We start from the raw sequence: 16923 nt of genomic DNA, 5'->3' as shown, positions 1-16923 counted from the left end.
CGCGCCGCCTTGGGGGCCGCCGGCTGCCCAGCGCGACCTGCCCGACACCCATGATCGGCGCTCCCTTGGGCGCCTCCGGCTGCCCGGCGCGACCTGCCCCAATCCCACGGCCCGCGCTGCCTTGGCGGCCTCCGGCTGCCCGACGGGATTGCCCGGCGGCCCAACGCGGCGGCCTGACGAGACTGCCCGGCGACCGACGCGGCTGCCCGCGGCCCAACGCAACTGCCCGGCTGCCCGACTCCCGCTCGCACGGCTCCCAACGGCTCCCAACGGTCGCAAGGCTCGCACGGCGGTGGGTGCCTCCACTGCCCAGCGTGACCCGGACGGACTTCCACGCCTGGGCGCGGAGGGGTGGGTCAGGTGTGGTCGATCTCGCCGATCACCTGGGCGCCGAGCTCCCGCTCCAGCAGGGCCATGCCCGAGATGGCGTCCACATCCGCGTCCGCGTCGTTGAGCGGGTCCACGTCGTCGGACTCGGGACCCTTGTTACGGCCCGGGACCGTCTCCGGCCACGCGGCAGCGCCACCGCGGGCAGCCGGGACCCCACCGCGGGCAGCCGGGACCCCACCGCGGGCGGCCGGGACACGCGGGCCCGCCTGGGCGGCCGCCTTCGCCGCCGATCTGGCGGCGGCCAGGCCCGCGCCCGGGACACCCCCGCCCCCGGAGGCGCCGACCGAAGCACCCGCCGGAGTGCCCGCCGGAGTGCCCGCCGGCGCAGCCGCCGGGGCGCTGACCGTGTGCTGGGCGGCGGTGACGGTACGCGTGGGATCCGGGCTGGGCGGGGAGCCGGGGCTGATGTCGTCAGGGGCGTCGGGCCAGGACTCGTCCGTGGTCTGACGCCCCGGAGAGGCGGCAGCCGGAGGCTGGTCGGGATCCTGACCGCCCTGGTCCTCGTTGGCCGCCCCATGCGACGCCGTACGTCCCTGGGAGCCTTGAGACCCCGGCGTGCTCTGCGAACCTGACATGCCCTGAGCGGCCTGCGCGGCTCCGGGCGCTCCCTGGGCACCGGCCGGTCCCTGACCTTGCGGAGCCTGGTTGTGGGTCGGAGGCCGGGCGGGCCCACGGGAGGACTGCGGGGCGGGCGAGCCGCCCACGACCGCCTCCACCCGCCAGGTGCCGCCGAGCACGTCGCCCAGCGCACCGGCCACCACGGCGTCCTTGCCGCCACCCGTGAAGTTCTTCATCGCGCCGACCTGGGTGAAGCCGAGCGTGACCAGGTTGCCTTCCACGCCCACCACCTGGGCGTTGGTGCTCACGTTGGCCCAGACGACGATGCTGCGCTGCTTGAGCGAGGCCAGCACGGCGGCCCACTGGCTCTGCACGGCGCCCGCTCCACCCGCCGCGGGAGCGCCCCCCGACGCCGGGGCGAACCCTCCGCTCGGGGCAGCGGCCTGCGGAGCCTGCTGGTGGGCACTGCCATCGGCCACGTGTTCCCCGCCGCCGGGCGAGGACGCTGCCGGAGCACCGGGACGAGCGGCCTCGGGCCAGTCGTCCCCGCCCTTGCCCGCAGCCGCCGGTGCAGCATGGGACGGCGCGACCGAGGCGGAAGCACCCACCACGTCACCGCCCGGCGCCGCTCCCGTACCGTGATGACCGCCCGCCTGGCCGGAGCCATGAACGCCGCCCTGGCCCCCGCCCTGACCCCCGGCCTGCGCACCCGCGGAAGCGGCACCCGGGCGCGGGATGGTCACCGCGCCGGAACCTGCGGGCGGTGTCCCGGCGGAGGAGGCTCGGGCGGCCATCTGGGCGACGGCGCCGCCGCGTTCGAGGCGCTCCAGGCGGGCCAGCAGCGCGTCCTCGCCCTGCGAGGCCCCCGGGAGCAGGACGCGCGCGCACATCAGCTCGAGCAGCAGGCGCGGCGAGGTGGCGCCGCGCATCTCGGTGAGGCCGGCGTTGAAGATCTCGGCGGCGCGCGTGAGCTCGGCGGGCCCCATCGAGGCCGCCTGCTGGACGAGGCGCTCCAGCTCGTCGGCGGGACGGTCGAGCAGGCCGCTGGAGGCCGCCTCGGGGACGTTCGCCAGGATCACCAGGTCGCGGAAGCGTTCGAGCAGGTCGGAGGCGAAGCGGCGGGGGTCGTGGCCGCCCTCGATCACCCGGTTGACCGTGTGGAAGACCTGGCCGCCGTCACGGGCGGCGAACGCTGCGACGACCTCGTCGAGCAGGTCCCCGTCGGTGTAGCCGAGCAGGGAGACGGCCTTGGCGTAGGTGATGCCGTCGTCCTCCGCCCCGGCGAGGAGCTGGTCGAGGATGGACAGCGAGTCACGGGCGGAGCCGGCGCCGGCGCGTACGACCAGGGGCAGCGCGTTCGGCTCGAAGGGCACGTTCTCGGAGGTGAGGATCTCCTCCAGCAGCGCCCGGAGCGTCGCGGGCGGCATCAGCCGGAACGGGTAGTGGTGCGTGCGCGACTTGATGGTGCCGATGACCTTTTCCGGCTCCGTCGTCGCGAAGATGAACTTCAGGTGCGGCGGGGGCTCCTCGACGAGCTTGAGCAGCGCGTTGAAACCCTCGCGGGTCACCATGTGCGCCTCGTCGATGATGTAGATCTTGTAGCGCGCGGAGACGGGGGCGAAGAAGGCCCGCTCGCGCAGGTCGCGCGCGTCGTCCACACCGCCGTGCGAGGCGGCGTCGATCTCGATGACGTCGAGGTGGCCGGGACCGGTGGGGGCCAGCGCGACGCACGACTCGCACTCGCCGCACGGGTCGGGCGTGGGGCCCTGCTCACAGTTGAGAGAACGCGCCAGAATGCGGGCGCTGGAGGTCTTGCCACATCCGCGGGGGCCGCTGAACAGGTAGGCGTGGTTGATACGGCGCGTCCGCAACGCCTGCCGCAGCGGGTCAGTGACATGTTCCTGACCCTTGACCTCGGCGAAGGTCCCGGGTCGGTACTTGCGGTAAAGCGCAAGGCTCATACGACCATCCCGCCTGCGAGGGGGCTCTCAACGAAGAGACCCCCCGCACACCCGCCAGAGCCCGCTTATCCTTGCTGCCTTCCGGCCCTGGGGAGGTTCACAGGATGACGCCGCGCGAGGGGTCCCTGGACAGTCTAGCCGGACGCCGCAGTGCTCGTGTCACCCTCGGGAACCTCGCGAAAAACATGGTCTGCGGACCCTCTGAAGTCAGGTAAGCTCGTCGACGGAGGATTCGCCTAGTGGCCGAGGGCGCACGCTTGGAAAGCGTGTAAAGGGCAACCTTTCGGGGGTTCAAATCCCCCATCCTCCGCCAGCTCAGAGGGGTTGTGCCGTGATCAGCGGCACAACCCCTCTTGCTTTGGGTCTCAGCCGGCCTTCTCAAGACCTCTTTCCGACGGAATCCGGCAGACCGTGGCAAGGCAAGTCGGGGTCTCACCTGGGAGGCGCGGAGGCCTTGAGCAGGAGGCGGATCTCGTCCCTGTCGTAGGGCTCGATTTCGGTGTCCGTGAGCACCGGGGCCTTCGCCGGCGTCGCCACGTCAGGCATTCAGCGATCTTTGCACGGCGGCGTCCACCAGCTCGTGGATCTCCTGCTCGGTGAAGATGTCGGGCAGTGTCAGCCGCTCCACGATGAGCCAGTTCAGAGCGAGGTAGAGGAGAACCACCGAGGTCGAGTCGCCGGGCAGACCTGAGGCGGCGTGGTGGCCGAGGTTGGCGTCGATGTCCTCTCGGATGCGCTTGGTCAGCACGGCGCGCAGCTCGGGGCGCCGAGTGGACTCAAGCCGGAGCTCGAGCAGGGCCAGGTAGCCGGAGTTGAAGGCGGAGACCCGATCCACCAGTTCGTGCATGAGCTCGGCATAGCGAGTCTGGTCCTGCACGCCCTCCCGGCTGCGGGCGATCGTGGCCTCGTCGGGCAGCAACCGCTCGTAGATACGTCCGCCGACCTGGGTGAACAGGTCGTCGCGGTTGGCGAAGTAGTTGGAGGCCGTGCCCGGGGGCACGGCCGCCTCCGCATCGACGGCCCGGAAAGTCAGCCCACGCGCTCCTTCCCTGGCCAACACCTCGATGGCCGCGTCGATCAGCGCCTGCCGCCGCTCGGGATTTCTCCGCACTTGACACCACTCCATCTGTAGTACTACGTTCTTACCACTCCACTCAGAGTACTACATCGGGAGTTGATCGATATGCGAAAGCTCGTCTACTACGTCGGCGTCTCGCTTGACGGCTACATCGCGGGCCCCAACGCCGAGTTCGACTTCTACCCCCTGTCGGACCAGATGGCCGCCTGGATCAACGACCGCTACCCCGAGACGCTCCCCACCCACGTCCGCAAGCTTGTCGGCCTCGAGGGCGTGCCCAACAAGGTCTTCGACACGCTGGTGATGGGACGCGGCACCTACGAGCCGGCCCTGGACGTCCCCACCACCAGCCCGTACTCCCATCTGCGCCAGTACGTCGTGTCCAGCACGCTGACGATCGACGACCCCACGGTGCAGGTGGAGACCGGCGACCCGATCGAGCTCATCCGGCGGCTGAAGGCCGAGGACACCGGTATGGACATCTACCTCTGCGGCGGCGGCAGACTCGCCGCCTCCCTGCTCCCGGAGATCGACGAGATCATCCTCAAGAGCTACCCCGTGGTGGCGGGGACGGGCATCCCCATGTTCTCCGGACAGTTCCGCCCCACCCTGTTCACCCCCACCCGGCGCGAGTCCTTCGACAACGGCGCCCAGGTCACCTGGCTCACCAGGGCTTAGAACCGCAGGAGGAAGCATGCACATCAAACTTCCGGCCTTGACCGACCAGGCCAGGACCAACCGCCAGACCCGATCCCCGCACCGGGTCGAACACCCGGCGCGCGACCTCAAGCCCACGGGCCGGACCAATCCCTCCCGCCGCCCCACCGCCGCCCCTCGCCGCAGCGGGTACTGAGCGAGTCGCCGCTCCGTCCACCACAACGACAAAGCTCCCGTCCGCTCGATCGATCGGACGGGAGCGCGACGGAAGGTCCGTTCGAGATCCTTCGAGAGGAAGCTCCGAGCTTCTCGGACAGCTTCTCGGACAGCTTCTGGCCGCGGTCCGCCGGCCGAACCGCCGGCGCCAGCCGGCAGAGATCGCCGCCGTCCGTCTTCCTCTGCATCGACGCGATGCTCGTCAGCTACGCTGACGGGCCGTGGGTACGGATTGGGCGCCCGCGGCCGTACGCGATGTCGCGCGGAGGGACCCCGGCGAGCTCGTACGGCTGGCACGCGCCCACGCACGCCTGGCCCACGCACTCGGTCACACACTCCGCACGGACCCTCCTGAAGAGACGAGCTCGCCGGAAGAGATCGACCACGAAACGATCCTCGCGCGGTGGCGGGACATCGACGAGCGGCTGCGCTCGCTGCTGGTCCTCGATATGGACAACCCCCGCCGTGTCTCCGTCGTCGGCGCCAACCCCCTCTTCCCGCCCGAGTGGCGGCAGGCGGCCTGGGCGACGTTCCTCCCCGACGAGCTGGCAGAGTGGTCGGTCAGATGGCGACACTGGTACGCCGAGACGACTGCCGGCGGGTTCCGCCACTACCGCGACCGGCTGCGCACATGGGACACGAGCCACCTGCTCGCCGAAACCCAGGCTCATCTCCTCGCCACGGCTCGGGCCACCGTGGACCGCACGAACGCCTGGACCCGCGAACCCGCCTTCATCGAGGCCCGCCGTCGCGTGTTCGCTCTGCCGCCCGCACCCGTCGTGCCCGCCCCCGGCCCGCCGCCGCGCGCGGTGGAGGACGACAGGCCGACGCCCGGACAGCAGGAGCACCACGAGGCGGTGACGAGGCACGGCGTGCTGCTGGATCAGGCCGCGCGCGAGTTCAGCCGTACGGTGCCGGGCGCTTTCAAACGCAACCCGCAGCCGTCGCCGGCCCTGGAGGAACCCCCGCGAGACACATGGGTGGAGGAGTTCTTCGACTGGCTGGACCCGGTCGTACGAGCCGGTCACGGCCTGTACCTCTGGCTCTGAGCGTCCTCACTGCCCCAGGGGCCGAACGGCTGTCCCTCCTGTCCCTGAACGATGACGGCTCCCTGAACGATGACGGCTCCCTGAATGATGACGGCGACGTCGACCGCTGGAGCCGGCCCGCCATGACGTGCCGGGAGGGTCAGAGCATGTTCCTGATCGGCTGGGGTGTTTCCGGCACGGGCCGGGCGAGGATTTCGGCGGCCTCCCCTGGCGTGAGCAGGCGGGCGTCGCGCAGGAGGCGGATGGACTCCTCCCACTGTTGCCGTGCTTCGCCGTGCCGTCCGAGGTCGTGCAGCGTGGTGCCGAACCACCACCGGGACACGGCTTCCTTCAGGCGGTATCCCGACTCGCGGAGCAACCGCACGGCGGTCGTGTAGCTGTCCACCGCCTCGGTCAGCCGGCCGGCATGGCGGTAGGCGTCGCCCAGCGATCCCTGTGCGATGCCCGCATCGGCGAGCGGGCCCGCCTTCGGCCCCAGCCCCACCAACTGGCGTGCCTCCGCGATCGCCTCGTCGAAGCGTCCCTGGCGGTAGTGGACATGCACCCGGTTGTTGCGGATCGTGGCCGTGGCCCCGGGGCGTTCGGCGTCGTCGTTCAGCTCCAACGCGGACTCCAAGTAGCCGAGTGCCTCGTCGAGACGGCCCGCGATCGTGTTGATGACACCGAGGTTGTTGAGCACACCGGCCTTCCGCCGAGGCAGGCCGGCACGGTCCCAGTCGGTGAGAGCCGTCTTCAGATGCGCGATCGCCGCGTCATAGCGGCCCTGGTCCCGGTGGACCCAACCGAGGAAGCTGCGGAGCTGGGCCTTGTCCTCCCATGCCGCGATGCGGTCGGCCACCTCGATGGCGCGCGCGTAGATGTCGGCCAGTTGCGTGTGCCAGCCCTGGTAGCAGAAGGGCCAGTGGAGTCCGATGGCCAGGCCGATGGCGGTCACCGGGTCGGGGCCGTCCAGCGCCTGATGCGCGGCGGCGAGCAGGTTCTCCCGCTCGTCCTGGACCCAGCGTTCCGCCTCCGCCAGATCCTTGAAGGTGCTGTCGGGCAACTCGACGGGGCATCGCAGTACGGGATCGCTGTTGATCGTGGTGCTCGCCATCCACAGGGTGGTCAGGTAGTGGTGCAGCGCCCGGCGTACGGCGGTGGTGCGTTCCTCCTCTGGCAGGTCCTGGTTTGCGCGTTCGCGGGCGTACAGGCCGACCAGGTCGTGGAACTGGTAGCGGTCGGGTCCGGCGGCCTCGAGGAGGCGGGCGTCCTGGAGGCGTTCCAGGGCGGCTTCGGCGCGGTGGAGGGGCCAGCCGGTCAGGGCGGCGGTGGCGGCGGGGGTGTGGGTGGGCAGGCCGAGCAGGCCGAGCAGGGGCAGGACGTGGGCGGCGTCACGGCCGGCGGGTTCTTCCCGGAGGTGGTGGTGGCTGACCGCGATGCTGGCGCGGACGGCCAGGTCGGCGTACTCCAGCACGTCCAGGCGGCGGGTGGCGTCGGCCAGCCGCGCTTCCAGGTCGGACAGGGTCCAGTCGGGGCGGGCGGCCAGCCGGGCGCCGGCGATCCGCAGGGCGAGGGGGAAGCCGCCGCACAGGCGGACGATCCGCTCGGCCGCCTCCGGTTCGGCGCGTACCCGGTCGGGTCCGGCCAGGCGGGACAGCAACGCGGCGGCGTCGGCGGCGTTCAGGTTGCCCAGGTGGAGGTGGCGGGCGTTGTCCAGGGTGGCCAGCGGGTTCCGGCAGGTGATCAGGACCCGGCAGCCGGGTCCCGCGGGGATGAGCGGGCGGATCTGGCGGACGTCGCGGGCGTTGTCCAGGATGACCAGCAGGTTGCAGGTCGCGGTCAGCGAACGGTAGCGGGCGGCGGCCTCGCCCGGGTCGGCGGGCACGGCGGCCCCGTCCAGGCCGAGGGAGCGCAGCAGGTGGCGCAGGGCTTCGGCCGGGGTCAGCGGGTCGAGTCCGGGGGTGGCGCCGTGCAGGTTGACGTAGATGACGCCGTCGGAGAACCGGGTGGCCATGGCGTGCGCGACATGGACGGCCAGCGCGGATTTGCCGATGCCGCCGGGTCCGTCGATCACGGTGACGGCAGGTCCGTGGGCGGGTCCGTCGGGGCCGAGTGCGTTGCGCAGGCTGTGGATCTCGGTGGCGCGGGCGGTGAAGGCGTGGGTGTCGGCGGGCAGTTCGGCAGGGATGTACGGTCCGCCGACCGCGACCTGCTGGGCCGGGCTGGTCAGGTCCAGGACGGGGTCCTTGACCAGCACGGCCTGGTGCAGTCGGCGGAGTTCGGCGCCGGGTTCGACGCCGAGCTCGGAGACCATGATCCGGCGGGTTTGCTGGTAGACGGCCAGCGCTTCGGACGGGCGGCCGGCCCGGTGCAGGGCGAGCATGAGCTGGGCGGCCGGGCGCTCGCGCAGCGGGTGGGCCCGCACGTGGGCGGCCAGGTCGGCGGCCACCGCGTGGTGGTCGCCGGCGGCCAGGCGCAGATCGGCGTGGTCCTCCAGGACGGTGCGGTGTTCCTCTTCCAGCCGGGTGGCCTCGATGCGCGCCCACGGGGCGGTCAGTCCGGCCAGCGGCTCGCCTCGCCACAGCTGCAGGGCTGTGCGGAACAGGGCGTCGGCGGCCTCCCTGGCCCCCTGCGCCTGGGCGGTGCGGGCGCGTTTGACCAGGCGGGTGAACAGGTGGGCGTCGACGTGGTCGGGTTCGAGCGCGAGCCGGTAGCCACCGGGCACGGTCTGGATGATCTCTTCGGTGGTGTGCGGTCCGAGGGTTTCCCGGATCTTGGAGACCACGATGTGGAGCTGTTTGGTCGCGGTCGCCGTGGAGCCGTCTCCCCAGATGTCGGTGAGGATCCGCTCGGCGTGTACGGCCTGCCCTGTGTCCAGGGCGAGTCTGGCCAGCACACCGATTCGTCGATGCCCGGCGAGCCGGACCGGCTCGTCACCGGCCAGTACCTGCCACGGGCCGAGGAATCTGATCTCCAGCGTCACTAGGAGCGCTGCCCTCCTTCAAGGAAGTCGGCATTGAAATGGATGATCGAACTATTTGTGATGTTTTTCGGTAAAACGCCGCCTTCGTCCGGGCTTCCGGCGTTTTGCTTCACATGTGCATGTCTAGACGTGCGGGCTTACAGGTGCCTTACAGGTGACTCGCCGGCCACACGGGCGGGATCGGACCTCCAGGTGAAGGCGATCTGCAAGTCGTTCATCCGCCGCAGGAATGCCGCGCTCATCGGGGAGGCGAAGCTTGTCGGGTGTTCACCTGACACCGTCATATTCCTGCCGTACATAGGCTCGTACCCCAGCCTGATAGGGAGGATTGTGTCGCGATCTATGGGTCCAATACGATCACGCCTCCATCTTCGTATCGCCCGGGAGGTCTCGTGACACACGTCAGACTGCTCAAGAAGCTCGCCGTCGTGGCCGCAGCCGGCCTGATCGCGCTCGGCCTCGGCGCCGCGACGGCCTCTTCCGCCTCCGCCGCGGAGAAGATCTCCAGAACCAACCCCTCCGGCGAGATCTCCTCCGGCCTTCAGTGGTGACTCCACGGTGCCGCCGGTCTCCGACGCCGGCCAACCCGCCGTGACTACAGACCCGCTCGTTCATACGAAGCGGAGGGAACTGGTCGGATCCTCGTCGCCCCTGGAGCCCCGCCGGGGGCCCGTCCCCGTCACGACGGCCGGCCGGACGAGCCCCCGCTCCATCGGGAGCTTGACCCCCGGGACAGGGACCCGGGGTGTACCCACCGGGTGCGGCGCATGCCACGCGCGTCCACGCCCCTGGAACAGCGTGTGAACATACCGGCGACATGCCGGTTCATATCGCTACACTTCGACCTTCGTTGACGGAACGGGGGGCGCCCCTCATGGGTCTGGAGATCAGGTTTCTCGGTCCGTGGGAGATCGCCGGTGACGCCGGGCCGGTCATGATCGCCGGGCATCGGCGGATCGGGGTGCTGGCCAGGCTCGCGCTCGACACCGGGCAGGCCGTGCACGCCGACCGGCTCCTCTCCGACGTGTGGGGGCAGAGCCCGGCGGTCACCGCGGCCAAGCAGCTCCACATCGTGATCTCCAAGCTGCGCGAGACGCTCGTCCCGCACGGAGGTGCGGAGATCATCCAGACCGTGCCCGGCGGCTATCGGCTCGCCCTCGATCGTGACCGCATTGACGCCCACCTGTTCGACCGCCTGGCCAGACGGGCTCGCACCGCCCGCGCGCAGGGGGCGACGGCCGCCGCCGACGCGTCGTTCCGCCAGGCGCTGGGCCTGTGGCGCGGCCCCGCGCTCGCCGGGGTGACCGCCCTCTGGGCCAGGGTCGAGGCGACCCGGCTGGAGGAGGAACGGCTGGCCGTCTTCGAGGACCACCTCGACCTGCGCCTGGCCGCCGGAGACCACCACGCAGCGGCCGCCGAGCTGGCCGCGCACGTCGAGTCCCACCCGCTGCGCGAGCGGTCCGCGGCCCAGCTCATGCTCGCCCTCTACCGATCCTCGCGGATATCGGAAGCGCTGGCCGTCTACCAGCGCACCCGCCGGATCATGGTCGAGGAGCTCGGCCTCGAGCCCGGTGCGGAGCTGCGCCGCCTCCATCAGGCCGTGCTCGTCAAGGATCCCGTGCTGGACCTGCGTACCCCGAAGCAGGAGATCTCGGTGGGTGAGCCGATCGTTCCCGCCGAGCTTCCCGCCGACACCCTGGTGTTCACCGCCCGAGCCCTCGAGGTGGAGCGGCTGCGTGCCGCGCTCGGCACGGACGGCGGACCCCCTGTCACCGTGATCGACGGTCCCGGCGGGATCGGCAAGTCCGCGCTGGCCGTCCACGTCGCCCACGCCGTCGCCGGCCGCTTCACCGACGGCGTCGTCTACGTCAACCTGCACGGATCCACTGCCGGGCGGGCCCCGCTGACGCCCATCGAAGCGCTGCGCCACCTGCTTCGCTCGCTGGGTCTCGACGGCACCGCCGTGCCCGCGGATCCCGACGAGGCGGCAGCCCGCTACCGGTCACTCACCGCGACGTGCAACCTGCTGGTGATCCTCGACAATGCGCGCGACGTGCGCCAGGTCCGCCCGATCATCCCCGCGGGTCACGGCTGCCGGGTCATCGTCACCAGCCGCGAGCCGCTCACCAGCCTCGACAACGCACGGCACCTGCACCTCGGCGCGCTCGCCGACGCCGACGCCGACGCGCTGCTCAGCCGTGTCGCCGGGCTCGACCGGGTGCGGGCCGAGCCGGAGGCGGCCGAGGAGATCGTACGGCTCTGCGGTGGTTTCCCCCTCGCCCTGCGCATCGTCGGCGCCCGGCTGGCCGCCCGCCCCGACGGCACCCTGGCCGACCTCGCGGCACGGCTCGCCGACGCCACCCGCCGGCTGGACACACTGGAGTACGGCGACCAGGCCGTGCGCGCCGGCATCGCGGTCAGCCACCAGCACCTGCACGACGAGCCCACCGGCGGGGACGCGGCCCGCCTGCTCACCCTGCTCGGCCTGCTCGACCTGCCCACGCACACGCCCGTCGCCACGGCGGCCCTCACCGGCTGGCCGGAACACCGCGCCGAGGCCGCCCTGGAACACCTGCTGGACGCCCGCCTGCTCGAACCCGCCGGCCCTCACCGGTACCAGTTCCACGACCTGGTCGGCCTCTACGCCCGGGAGCGGGCACACGAGGACCTCGCCGAAGAGGAGCGCGCCGCCGCGATCCGCCGCGCGCTCCATCACTACCTGGCCGCCCTCTATATGGCGACCCCGATCCTCAACCGCGACACCGTGCCGCGGCCACCCATCGAGGTGCCCGATGCCACCTTCAAAGACGCGGCAGAGGTGGGACGGTGGGTCGAGGCCGAGCGGGAGAACCTGCTCGCGGCCGCGCAACAGGCGTTGGCGGGCGCCGACCCGGCAACTGCCGTCGGCCTGGTCATCGGCCTCCACTGGCCCTTCTGCTACCAGGGCTGGCACACGCAGCTGGCCGACATCTACGCGCGCGCCATCGAGGTGGCCGACCGCATCGCGGCATGGGAGGACAAGGCCCAGCTCCGCGCCTTCCTCACCTGGGCCCATCGCGACCAGGGCCGCTACGAGGCCGCGACCAGGCAAGGGGAGCTCGCTCTCGCGGACTGGGATCGCGCGGGCCTGCCCCGAAGGAAGGTGGCGGTGCTCAACCACCTCGGTGTCATCCACACGATCGAGGGCCGTCTCGACCACGCGCTCCCCTACCTCGAAGCTGCCTTGACGCTCAACGCTGACGCCGGGCGCCCGGGGGCCACGGCCGCACTCCTTACCAACCGGGCTCACGTCTATTACCGGCAGGGACGCTTCGACGAGGCGATCGAAGAAGCACGCGAGGCGATGGAGTTGTGGTCACAGGGGGGCAACCACGTCGGTGTGGGTACGGCACACGACTCACTGGGCGACATCTACCGCCACGCCGGCCGTCTGGTCGAGGCGGTGGAGAGCTACACGACGGCCGTGCGGCTGCTCCAGGAGTCGGGATACCGTCTCGGAGAGGCCGTGTCACGTTGGTGGCTCGGCACCGCCCTGCACGACCTCGGACGGCACGGCGAAGCGCGCAAGCAGTGGGAAGAATCCGTCCGCCTCCTGCGCGAAGCACGGCTCCTCACCCCGGGCGAGGCGGCGGCCCTCCTTTCCCCGCCGGTCCCCGACACCCCCGAGCCCGTCAGGAACCATCTCTGATCCACGCATCGCGTCGCGCCGTACCGAGTGGACGTCGTGGCCTACGGCGTCGGGCCTATGGGACTGACCTGAGCTGGCACTCCGCTCATCGTCGTCGTGGACGCAGGGGACGGGCTCGGCGCGGGTGGCGGGGGCGAGCGCTTCGGAAAGCCCGCCGCCATGTCATGCCACTTCGGCTTTTCGGCCTATCGCGTACATGACCATGCGGGGCGACCCTATGCTCGGCGCGTCAATCGCTGCCTCTGAATCGGGAGGCTCGCAATGTCCGAGCCTTACAGCGTCGAGGCGATGCCCCAGTCCGTGTCCGTGGCCAGGACCTGCATGTGGGTCCAGGCCGTCTTGGGGCTGGTGGGCCTGTTCCTGCTGTTCATACTGCTGGGGAGCGCCCCGGTGGGCGCCGTGGGCGGGGCCTTGCTGGCCGCGCTCGCCGTCCCGCTGGCGACGATCCTGCTGATCGGGTACCTGGCGATGCGGATGCCGTCCCGGCGTGGCTGGGTACGCACTTTCGGGCTGGTCGTCGAGTTCCTGCTCGTCCTGCTGGGCGTGTGGCAGCTCACCGACGGTGCCAGCTTCGGCAACGTGCTCGGCGTGGTGCTGGCCGGGGTCGTGTTCGCGCAGTTGTGCAGGTCTTCGTCCGCGATGTGGTTCGACCGGTGAACCGGTGGACGGTCCCCGGGAGTTCCCCGGGGCCGTCCGTTCAGGCGCTGACCAGGGCCTTGGAGCGGTCGGTCGCCATGTTGACGGCGAAGATGCCGAGGATCGTGCCGGTGACGTAGCGCTGCACGCGCATCCAGATCGGCCGGCGGGCCAGGAAGGCGGCCAGGCCGGCCGCCGTGAGCACGAACATGGCGTTGACCAGGGTGCCGACGGCGATCTGGACCGAGCCGAGCGCGAGGCTCTGCAGCAGCACGTCGCCCATCGCCGGGTCGATGAACTGCGGGAGCAGCGACAGGTACATGATCGCGATCTTCGGGTTCAGCAGACAGGTCAGCAGGCCCATCGAGAACAGCTTGCCGGGACCCTCCACAGGGAGCTCGCGCGGCTGGAAGGCGGACATGCCGCCGGGCTTGATCGTGTTCCAGGCCATCCAGAGCAGGTACGCGGCGCCGGCCAGCTTGAGAGCCGTGTACGCGGCCGGCACGTACGCGAAGACCGCTGTCAGCCCGAGACAGGTCGCGGTGAGATAGACGGTGAAGCCGAGGAAGACGCCCGCCAGCGAGATCAGCCCGGAGCGGCGTCCCTGCGTGATCGAACGTGAGACCAGATAGATCATGTTCGGCCCGGGCGTGAGAACCATGCCCAGCGAAACCAGTGCAACCCCGATCAATCCAGCCGTCATATCGGCAGATTATCTGACAAATCCGAAAAAATCATGTGCCAACCGATTGCGGTGCGTATTCGATCCGCTACGGGGGAGAACTGCGTCGGGGGGACACATGCAGTTCGACGACGACAAGCCACTCGACCCGTCGCAGGTCGAGGACGTGCGAGCCTCCGGTCCGCGCCCGGGCGGCGGCGGTGGCGGCGGCTTCGGCGGGATGCCGGGCGGCTGCATGCTGCCCATCGGCGGCCGGGGCGGCGGCTGCCTGCTGCTGGTCCTGGCCGTGGGGGCGATGTTCGTGTTCGGGATCGTGCCCACACCCTTCACCGGCGACGAGGGCGGCCAGCAGGGCGGGCGGCAGCCGAGCGCCCCTCCCCCGCTCTCCCCCGGCGGCAACCTCGCCGAACGCTGCAAGACCGGCGCCGACGCCGACCAGTCGGAGGACTGCCGCGTCGTCGGCACGGTGAACAGCATCCAGTCCTACTGGCGGCAGGCGTTCGAGGAGCGCGGGCGCAAGACGTACACGCCGGCCAAGACCGTGCTGTTCACCCGGGCCGTCAACACCAGCTGCGGCGCGGCCGACTCGGCGGTGGGCCCGTTCTACTGCCCGGCCGATCGCAAGGTCTACCTGGACCTGACGTTCTTCGACACGCTCCAGCGCGACTTCGGGGCCGAGGGCGGGCCGTTCGCGCAGGCGTACGTGATCGCCCACGAGTACGGCCACCACGTCCAGAACCTGCTCGGCACCATGAACCGGGTCGGCCGCGACAACCGCCCCGGCGCCGACAGCCCCTCGGTCCGCCTCGAGCTCCAGGCCGACTGCTACGCCGGGGTCTGGGCGCAGAACGCGGTCAAGACCGGGTTCTACCAGGAGCCGTTCTCCCAGACCGACATCGACCAGGCGCTCAGCGCGGCCGCGGCGGTCGGCGACGACAGCATCCAGCGGCGCTCGCAGGGCCGCGTCACCCCCGACGCCTTCACGCACGGCACCTCCCAGCAGCGGGAGAAGTGGTTCAGCGTCGGCTACGACAGCGGCGATCCCCTGAAGTGCGACACGTTCTCCGGAGGGATCTAGCCGGCGGTCCCGTCTCCTTTGGGAAATTCGGGGAAGTTGTCCGGCGGGCAGCGCCCAGAAGGGACGTCAGCATGGACTTCAGGGACCAGGTCGATCTCGACCCCTCGCAGGTGGAGGACGCCGGAGGCAGCGGCGGTGGTGGCGGCGGCTTCTCCGGCCTCCCCGGCGGGATGATCATCGGTGGCGGCGGGATCGTCAGCCTGATCGCGCTCGTGCTGGTGTTCGTCCTGAACAACGTGGGCGGCGGCGGCGAGCCCGCCCAGCGGCAGCCCCCGTCCAACCTCTCCGAGCAGTGCCAGACGGGCAAGGACGCCGACCAGTCCGAGAAGTGCCGGGTGGTGGGCGTGGTGAACAGCATCCAGGACTACTGGAAGCAGGAAATTTCCGAATATCGGGTGGCCAAGACCGTCCTGTACTCGGGCCGCTTACGTACCGGCTGCGGCTCCGCCAGCTCGGCCGCCGGCCCGTTCTACTGCCCCGGCGACCAGCGCGTGTACCTCGACCTGAGCTTCTTCGACCAGCTCCACACCGAGTTCGGCGCCAAGGGCGGCCCCTTCGCCCAGGCGTACGTGATCGCCCACGAGTACGGCCACCACGTCCAGAACCTGCTCGGCACCCTCGACCAGGGCAGCTCCGTCCCCATCGAGCTCCAGGCCGACTGCTACGCGGGAGTCTGGGCGCAGAACGCGACCAGGACCGGCTTCTACGACAAGCCCTTCACCCGGGCGGAAATCTCCGAGGCCCTGGACGCCGCGGCGGCGGTGGGCGACGACAGAATCCAGGAACGCACCACCGGCAGAATCGATCCTGAATCGTTCACCCACGGGAGCTCCGAGCAACGCGTCAACGCCTTCCAGCGCGGTTACGAAAAGGGTTCGCCCGCCGACTGCGATCTCGGTGAACTGCGCTGACCGGCGCCGGACAGCGCGAGGAATCGGATTCTCTCCTAAAATCAGGGGGGTGATCTTCAAGCTTGTCGGCGACGGACGCCCTTATCCCGAACACGGTCTGACGCACCGAGAGTGGGCGCAGATCCCTCCACGGCAGGTCCGGCTCGACTCGTTGATCACCACGAAGGCCATGCTGGACCTGCACTCGCTGCTCGCCGCCGACTCCACCTTCTACGGGGACCTTTTCCCGCACGTGGTGCAGTGGCAGGGCGAGCTCTATCTGGAGGACGGCCTGCACCGCGCGTTGCGGGCCGCACTGCACCAACGATCGATCCTGCACGCCAGGGTCCTGGAGCTGCCCAACTGAGAAAGGAAAAAGGGGGAGCCGGCGCATCACGGCTCCCCCTTTTTCTTATGCCGGGGACGGTTTTCAACATCGTTCCGGAGAATGCCCGGCGAATACGGTTACGGTTGTCAGCCCGCACCCCGGGCATGCGAAAGGGCCCCCGAGATCTCGGAGGCCCTTCGGCGGATGGCGGTGGTGGTGGGATTTGAACCCACGGATGAGTTGCCCCATCACACGCTTTCGAGGCGTGCGCCCTCGGCCACTAGGCGACACCACCGCGCACGAGCTTACCGGATCCTGCGAGTGGCGAAGAACCGCTTTAGTACGTCGCCGCACTCCTCGGCGAGCACACCCATGACGACCTCGGGCCGATGGTTGAGCCGGCGATCGCGTACGACGTCCCACAGCGACCCCACGGCCCCGCCCTTCTCGTCCGTGGCGCCGTACACGATCCGCTCCACCCTGGCCAGCACGGCGGCCCCGGCGCACATCGTGCAGGGCTCCAGCGTCACCACGAGCGTGCAGCCGCTCAGCCGCCACTGCCCGCTCAGCGCGGCGGCCCGCCGCAGGGCGAGCACCTCGGCGTGGGCGGTCGGGTCGGCCGCCGACTCGCGGTCGTTGCCCGCCGCGGACAGCACCTCGCCGAGCGGGTCGAGCACGACCGCGCCGACGGGGATCTCGCCCCTGGCGCCGGCCGTGACGGCCTCGGCCAGGGCCAGGCGCATGGCGTCC

The 16923-nt window shown here is 70.7% G+C and carries 14 protein-coding genes, 2 tRNA genes and 1 other RNA gene; 10 read left to right on the top strand and 7 right to left on the bottom strand.

Annotated elements, in window-relative coordinates:
- Positions 1-356 precede the first annotated feature (356 nt).
- Both ACBJ59_RS13585 and ffs read right to left on the bottom strand, forming a co-directional pair.
- A complete protein-coding gene (locus tag ACBJ59_RS13585; RefSeq protein WP_375110498.1) occupies positions 357-2909 on the bottom strand; it encodes a DNA polymerase III subunit gamma and tau in 2553 nt (850 codons plus the stop codon).
- Between the two features lie 31 nt (positions 2910-2940).
- Positions 2941-3036, bottom strand: an RNA gene (gene ffs, locus ACBJ59_RS13580) — signal recognition particle sRNA small type.
- A gap of 98 nt (positions 3037-3134) precedes the next feature.
- Between ffs and ACBJ59_RS13575 the strand changes: the two genes are divergently transcribed.
- Positions 3135-3222 (top strand) — tRNA-Ser (locus ACBJ59_RS13575).
- Between the two features lie 225 nt (positions 3223-3447).
- Here the strand turns inward: ACBJ59_RS13575 and ACBJ59_RS13570 are convergent.
- Complete coding sequence (locus ACBJ59_RS13570) at positions 3448-4020, bottom strand: TetR/AcrR family transcriptional regulator (RefSeq protein WP_375110497.1); 573 nt, start codon at positions 4018-4020, stop codon at positions 3448-3450.
- Between the two features lie 72 nt (positions 4021-4092).
- Here ACBJ59_RS13570 and ACBJ59_RS13565 point away from each other — a divergent pair, with 72 nt between their 5' ends.
- The 3 genes from ACBJ59_RS13565 to ACBJ59_RS13555 all read left to right on the top strand — a co-directional run bounded on the left by ACBJ59_RS13565 (position 4093) and on the right by ACBJ59_RS13555 (position 5909).
- On the top strand, positions 4093-4665 hold the full coding sequence (locus ACBJ59_RS13565; protein ID WP_375110496.1) for a dihydrofolate reductase family protein: 573 nt from the start codon (positions 4093-4095) through the stop codon (positions 4663-4665).
- A gap of 16 nt (positions 4666-4681) precedes the next feature.
- Positions 4682-4840: a hypothetical protein gene (locus tag ACBJ59_RS13560; RefSeq protein ID WP_375110495.1), complete on the top strand. Its 159-nt coding sequence runs from the start codon at positions 4682-4684 to the stop codon at positions 4838-4840.
- A gap of 241 nt (positions 4841-5081) precedes the next feature.
- Complete coding sequence (locus tag ACBJ59_RS13555) at positions 5082-5909, top strand: hypothetical protein (protein ID WP_375110494.1); 828 nt, start codon at positions 5082-5084, stop codon at positions 5907-5909.
- 139 nt (positions 5910-6048) lie between these two features.
- On the opposite strand, the gene ACBJ59_RS13550 is transcribed toward ACBJ59_RS13555, so the two are convergent.
- A complete protein-coding gene (locus ACBJ59_RS13550; protein WP_375110493.1) occupies positions 6049-8871 on the bottom strand; it encodes a BTAD domain-containing putative transcriptional regulator in 2823 nt (940 codons plus the stop codon).
- Between the two features lie 392 nt (positions 8872-9263).
- On the opposite strand from ACBJ59_RS13550, the gene ACBJ59_RS13545 reads away from it, so the two are divergent.
- From ACBJ59_RS13545 to ACBJ59_RS13535, 3 genes are all read left to right on the top strand, one after another.
- Positions 9264-9422, top strand: coding sequence for a hypothetical protein (locus ACBJ59_RS13545; RefSeq protein ID WP_375110491.1), 159 nt, complete (start codon positions 9264-9266; stop codon positions 9420-9422).
- Positions 9423-9721: 299 nt separating this feature from the next.
- Positions 9722-12559 carry a BTAD domain-containing putative transcriptional regulator gene (locus ACBJ59_RS13540; protein ID WP_375110490.1) on the top strand — a complete coding sequence of 946 codons (2838 nt, stop codon included), beginning with the start codon at positions 9722-9724 and terminating at the stop codon, positions 12557-12559.
- 261 nt (positions 12560-12820) lie between these two features.
- Positions 12821-13216, top strand: a complete 396-nt coding sequence (locus ACBJ59_RS13535; RefSeq protein ID WP_375110489.1) for a hypothetical protein — start codon at positions 12821-12823, stop codon at positions 13214-13216.
- 40 nt (positions 13217-13256) lie between these two features.
- Here the strand turns inward: ACBJ59_RS13535 and ACBJ59_RS13530 are convergent, their stop codons facing one another.
- Positions 13257-13898, bottom strand: a complete 642-nt coding sequence (locus ACBJ59_RS13530; RefSeq protein ID WP_375110488.1) for a LysE family translocator — start codon at positions 13896-13898, stop codon at positions 13257-13259.
- Positions 13899-13995: 97 nt separating this feature from the next.
- Between ACBJ59_RS13530 and ACBJ59_RS13525 the strand changes: the two genes are divergently transcribed.
- From ACBJ59_RS13525 to ACBJ59_RS13515, 3 genes are all read left to right on the top strand, one after another.
- On the top strand, positions 13996-14955 hold the full coding sequence (locus ACBJ59_RS13525; RefSeq protein WP_375110486.1) for a neutral zinc metallopeptidase: 960 nt from the start codon (positions 13996-13998) through the stop codon (positions 14953-14955).
- Between the two features lie 71 nt (positions 14956-15026).
- Positions 15027-15866 carry a neutral zinc metallopeptidase gene (locus ACBJ59_RS13520; protein WP_375110485.1) on the top strand — a complete coding sequence of 280 codons (840 nt, stop codon included), beginning with the start codon at positions 15027-15029 and terminating at the stop codon, positions 15864-15866.
- Between the two features lie 49 nt (positions 15867-15915).
- Entirely contained in the window at positions 15916-16212 is a 297-nt protein-coding gene (locus ACBJ59_RS13515; RefSeq protein ID WP_195897211.1) for a type II toxin-antitoxin system VapB family antitoxin, read from the top strand.
- A 166-nt stretch (positions 16213-16378) separates the two neighbouring features.
- Here the strand turns inward: ACBJ59_RS13515 and ACBJ59_RS13510 are convergent.
- Both ACBJ59_RS13510 and ACBJ59_RS13505 read right to left on the bottom strand, forming a co-directional pair.
- Positions 16379-16468: transfer RNA gene (locus ACBJ59_RS13510), tRNA-Ser, on the bottom strand.
- Between the two features lie 10 nt (positions 16469-16478).
- The gene (locus ACBJ59_RS13505) at positions 16479-16916 is read right to left on the bottom strand and encodes a nucleoside deaminase (protein WP_375110935.1); all 438 of its coding nucleotides are present in this window, start codon (positions 16914-16916) and stop codon (positions 16479-16481) included.
- Positions 16917-16923 lie beyond the last annotated feature (7 nt).

The sequence above is a fragment of the Nonomuraea sp. MTCD27 genome (genome assembly GCF_041950495.1).
Classification (GTDB): Bacteria; Actinomycetota; Actinomycetes; order Streptosporangiales; family Streptosporangiaceae; genus Nonomuraea.
The sequence above is the reverse complement of the archived record's forward strand: the minus strand, read 5'-3'. Positions and strand labels throughout refer to the sequence as shown.

What these genes read in the sequence shown, in the direction of transcription:
- ACBJ59_RS13585 (WP_375110498.1), bottom strand. Translation starts at nt 2,909, where the DNA reads ATGAGCCTTGCGCTTTACCGCAAGTACCGACCCGGGACCTTCGCCGAG.
- ACBJ59_RS13565 (WP_375110496.1), top strand. Translation starts at nt 4,093, where the DNA reads ATGCGAAAGCTCGTCTACTACGTCGGCGTCTCGCTTGACGGCTACATC.
- ACBJ59_RS13560 (WP_375110495.1), top strand. Translation starts at nt 4,682, where the DNA reads ATGCACATCAAACTTCCGGCCTTGACCGACCAGGCCAGGACCAACCGC.
- ACBJ59_RS13535 (WP_375110489.1), top strand. Translation starts at nt 12,821, where the DNA reads ATGTCCGAGCCTTACAGCGTCGAGGCGATGCCCCAGTCCGTGTCCGTG.
- ACBJ59_RS13530 (WP_375110488.1), bottom strand. Translation starts at nt 13,898, where the DNA reads ATGACGGCTGGATTGATCGGGGTTGCACTGGTTTCGCTGGGCATGGTT.
- ACBJ59_RS13525 (WP_375110486.1), top strand. Translation starts at nt 13,996, where the DNA reads ATGCAGTTCGACGACGACAAGCCACTCGACCCGTCGCAGGTCGAGGAC.
- ACBJ59_RS13520 (WP_375110485.1), top strand. Translation starts at nt 15,027, where the DNA reads ATGGACTTCAGGGACCAGGTCGATCTCGACCCCTCGCAGGTGGAGGAC.
- ACBJ59_RS13505 (WP_375110935.1), bottom strand. Translation starts at nt 16,916, where the DNA reads ATGCGCCTGGCCCTGGCCGAGGCCGTCACGGCCGGCGCCAGGGGCGAG.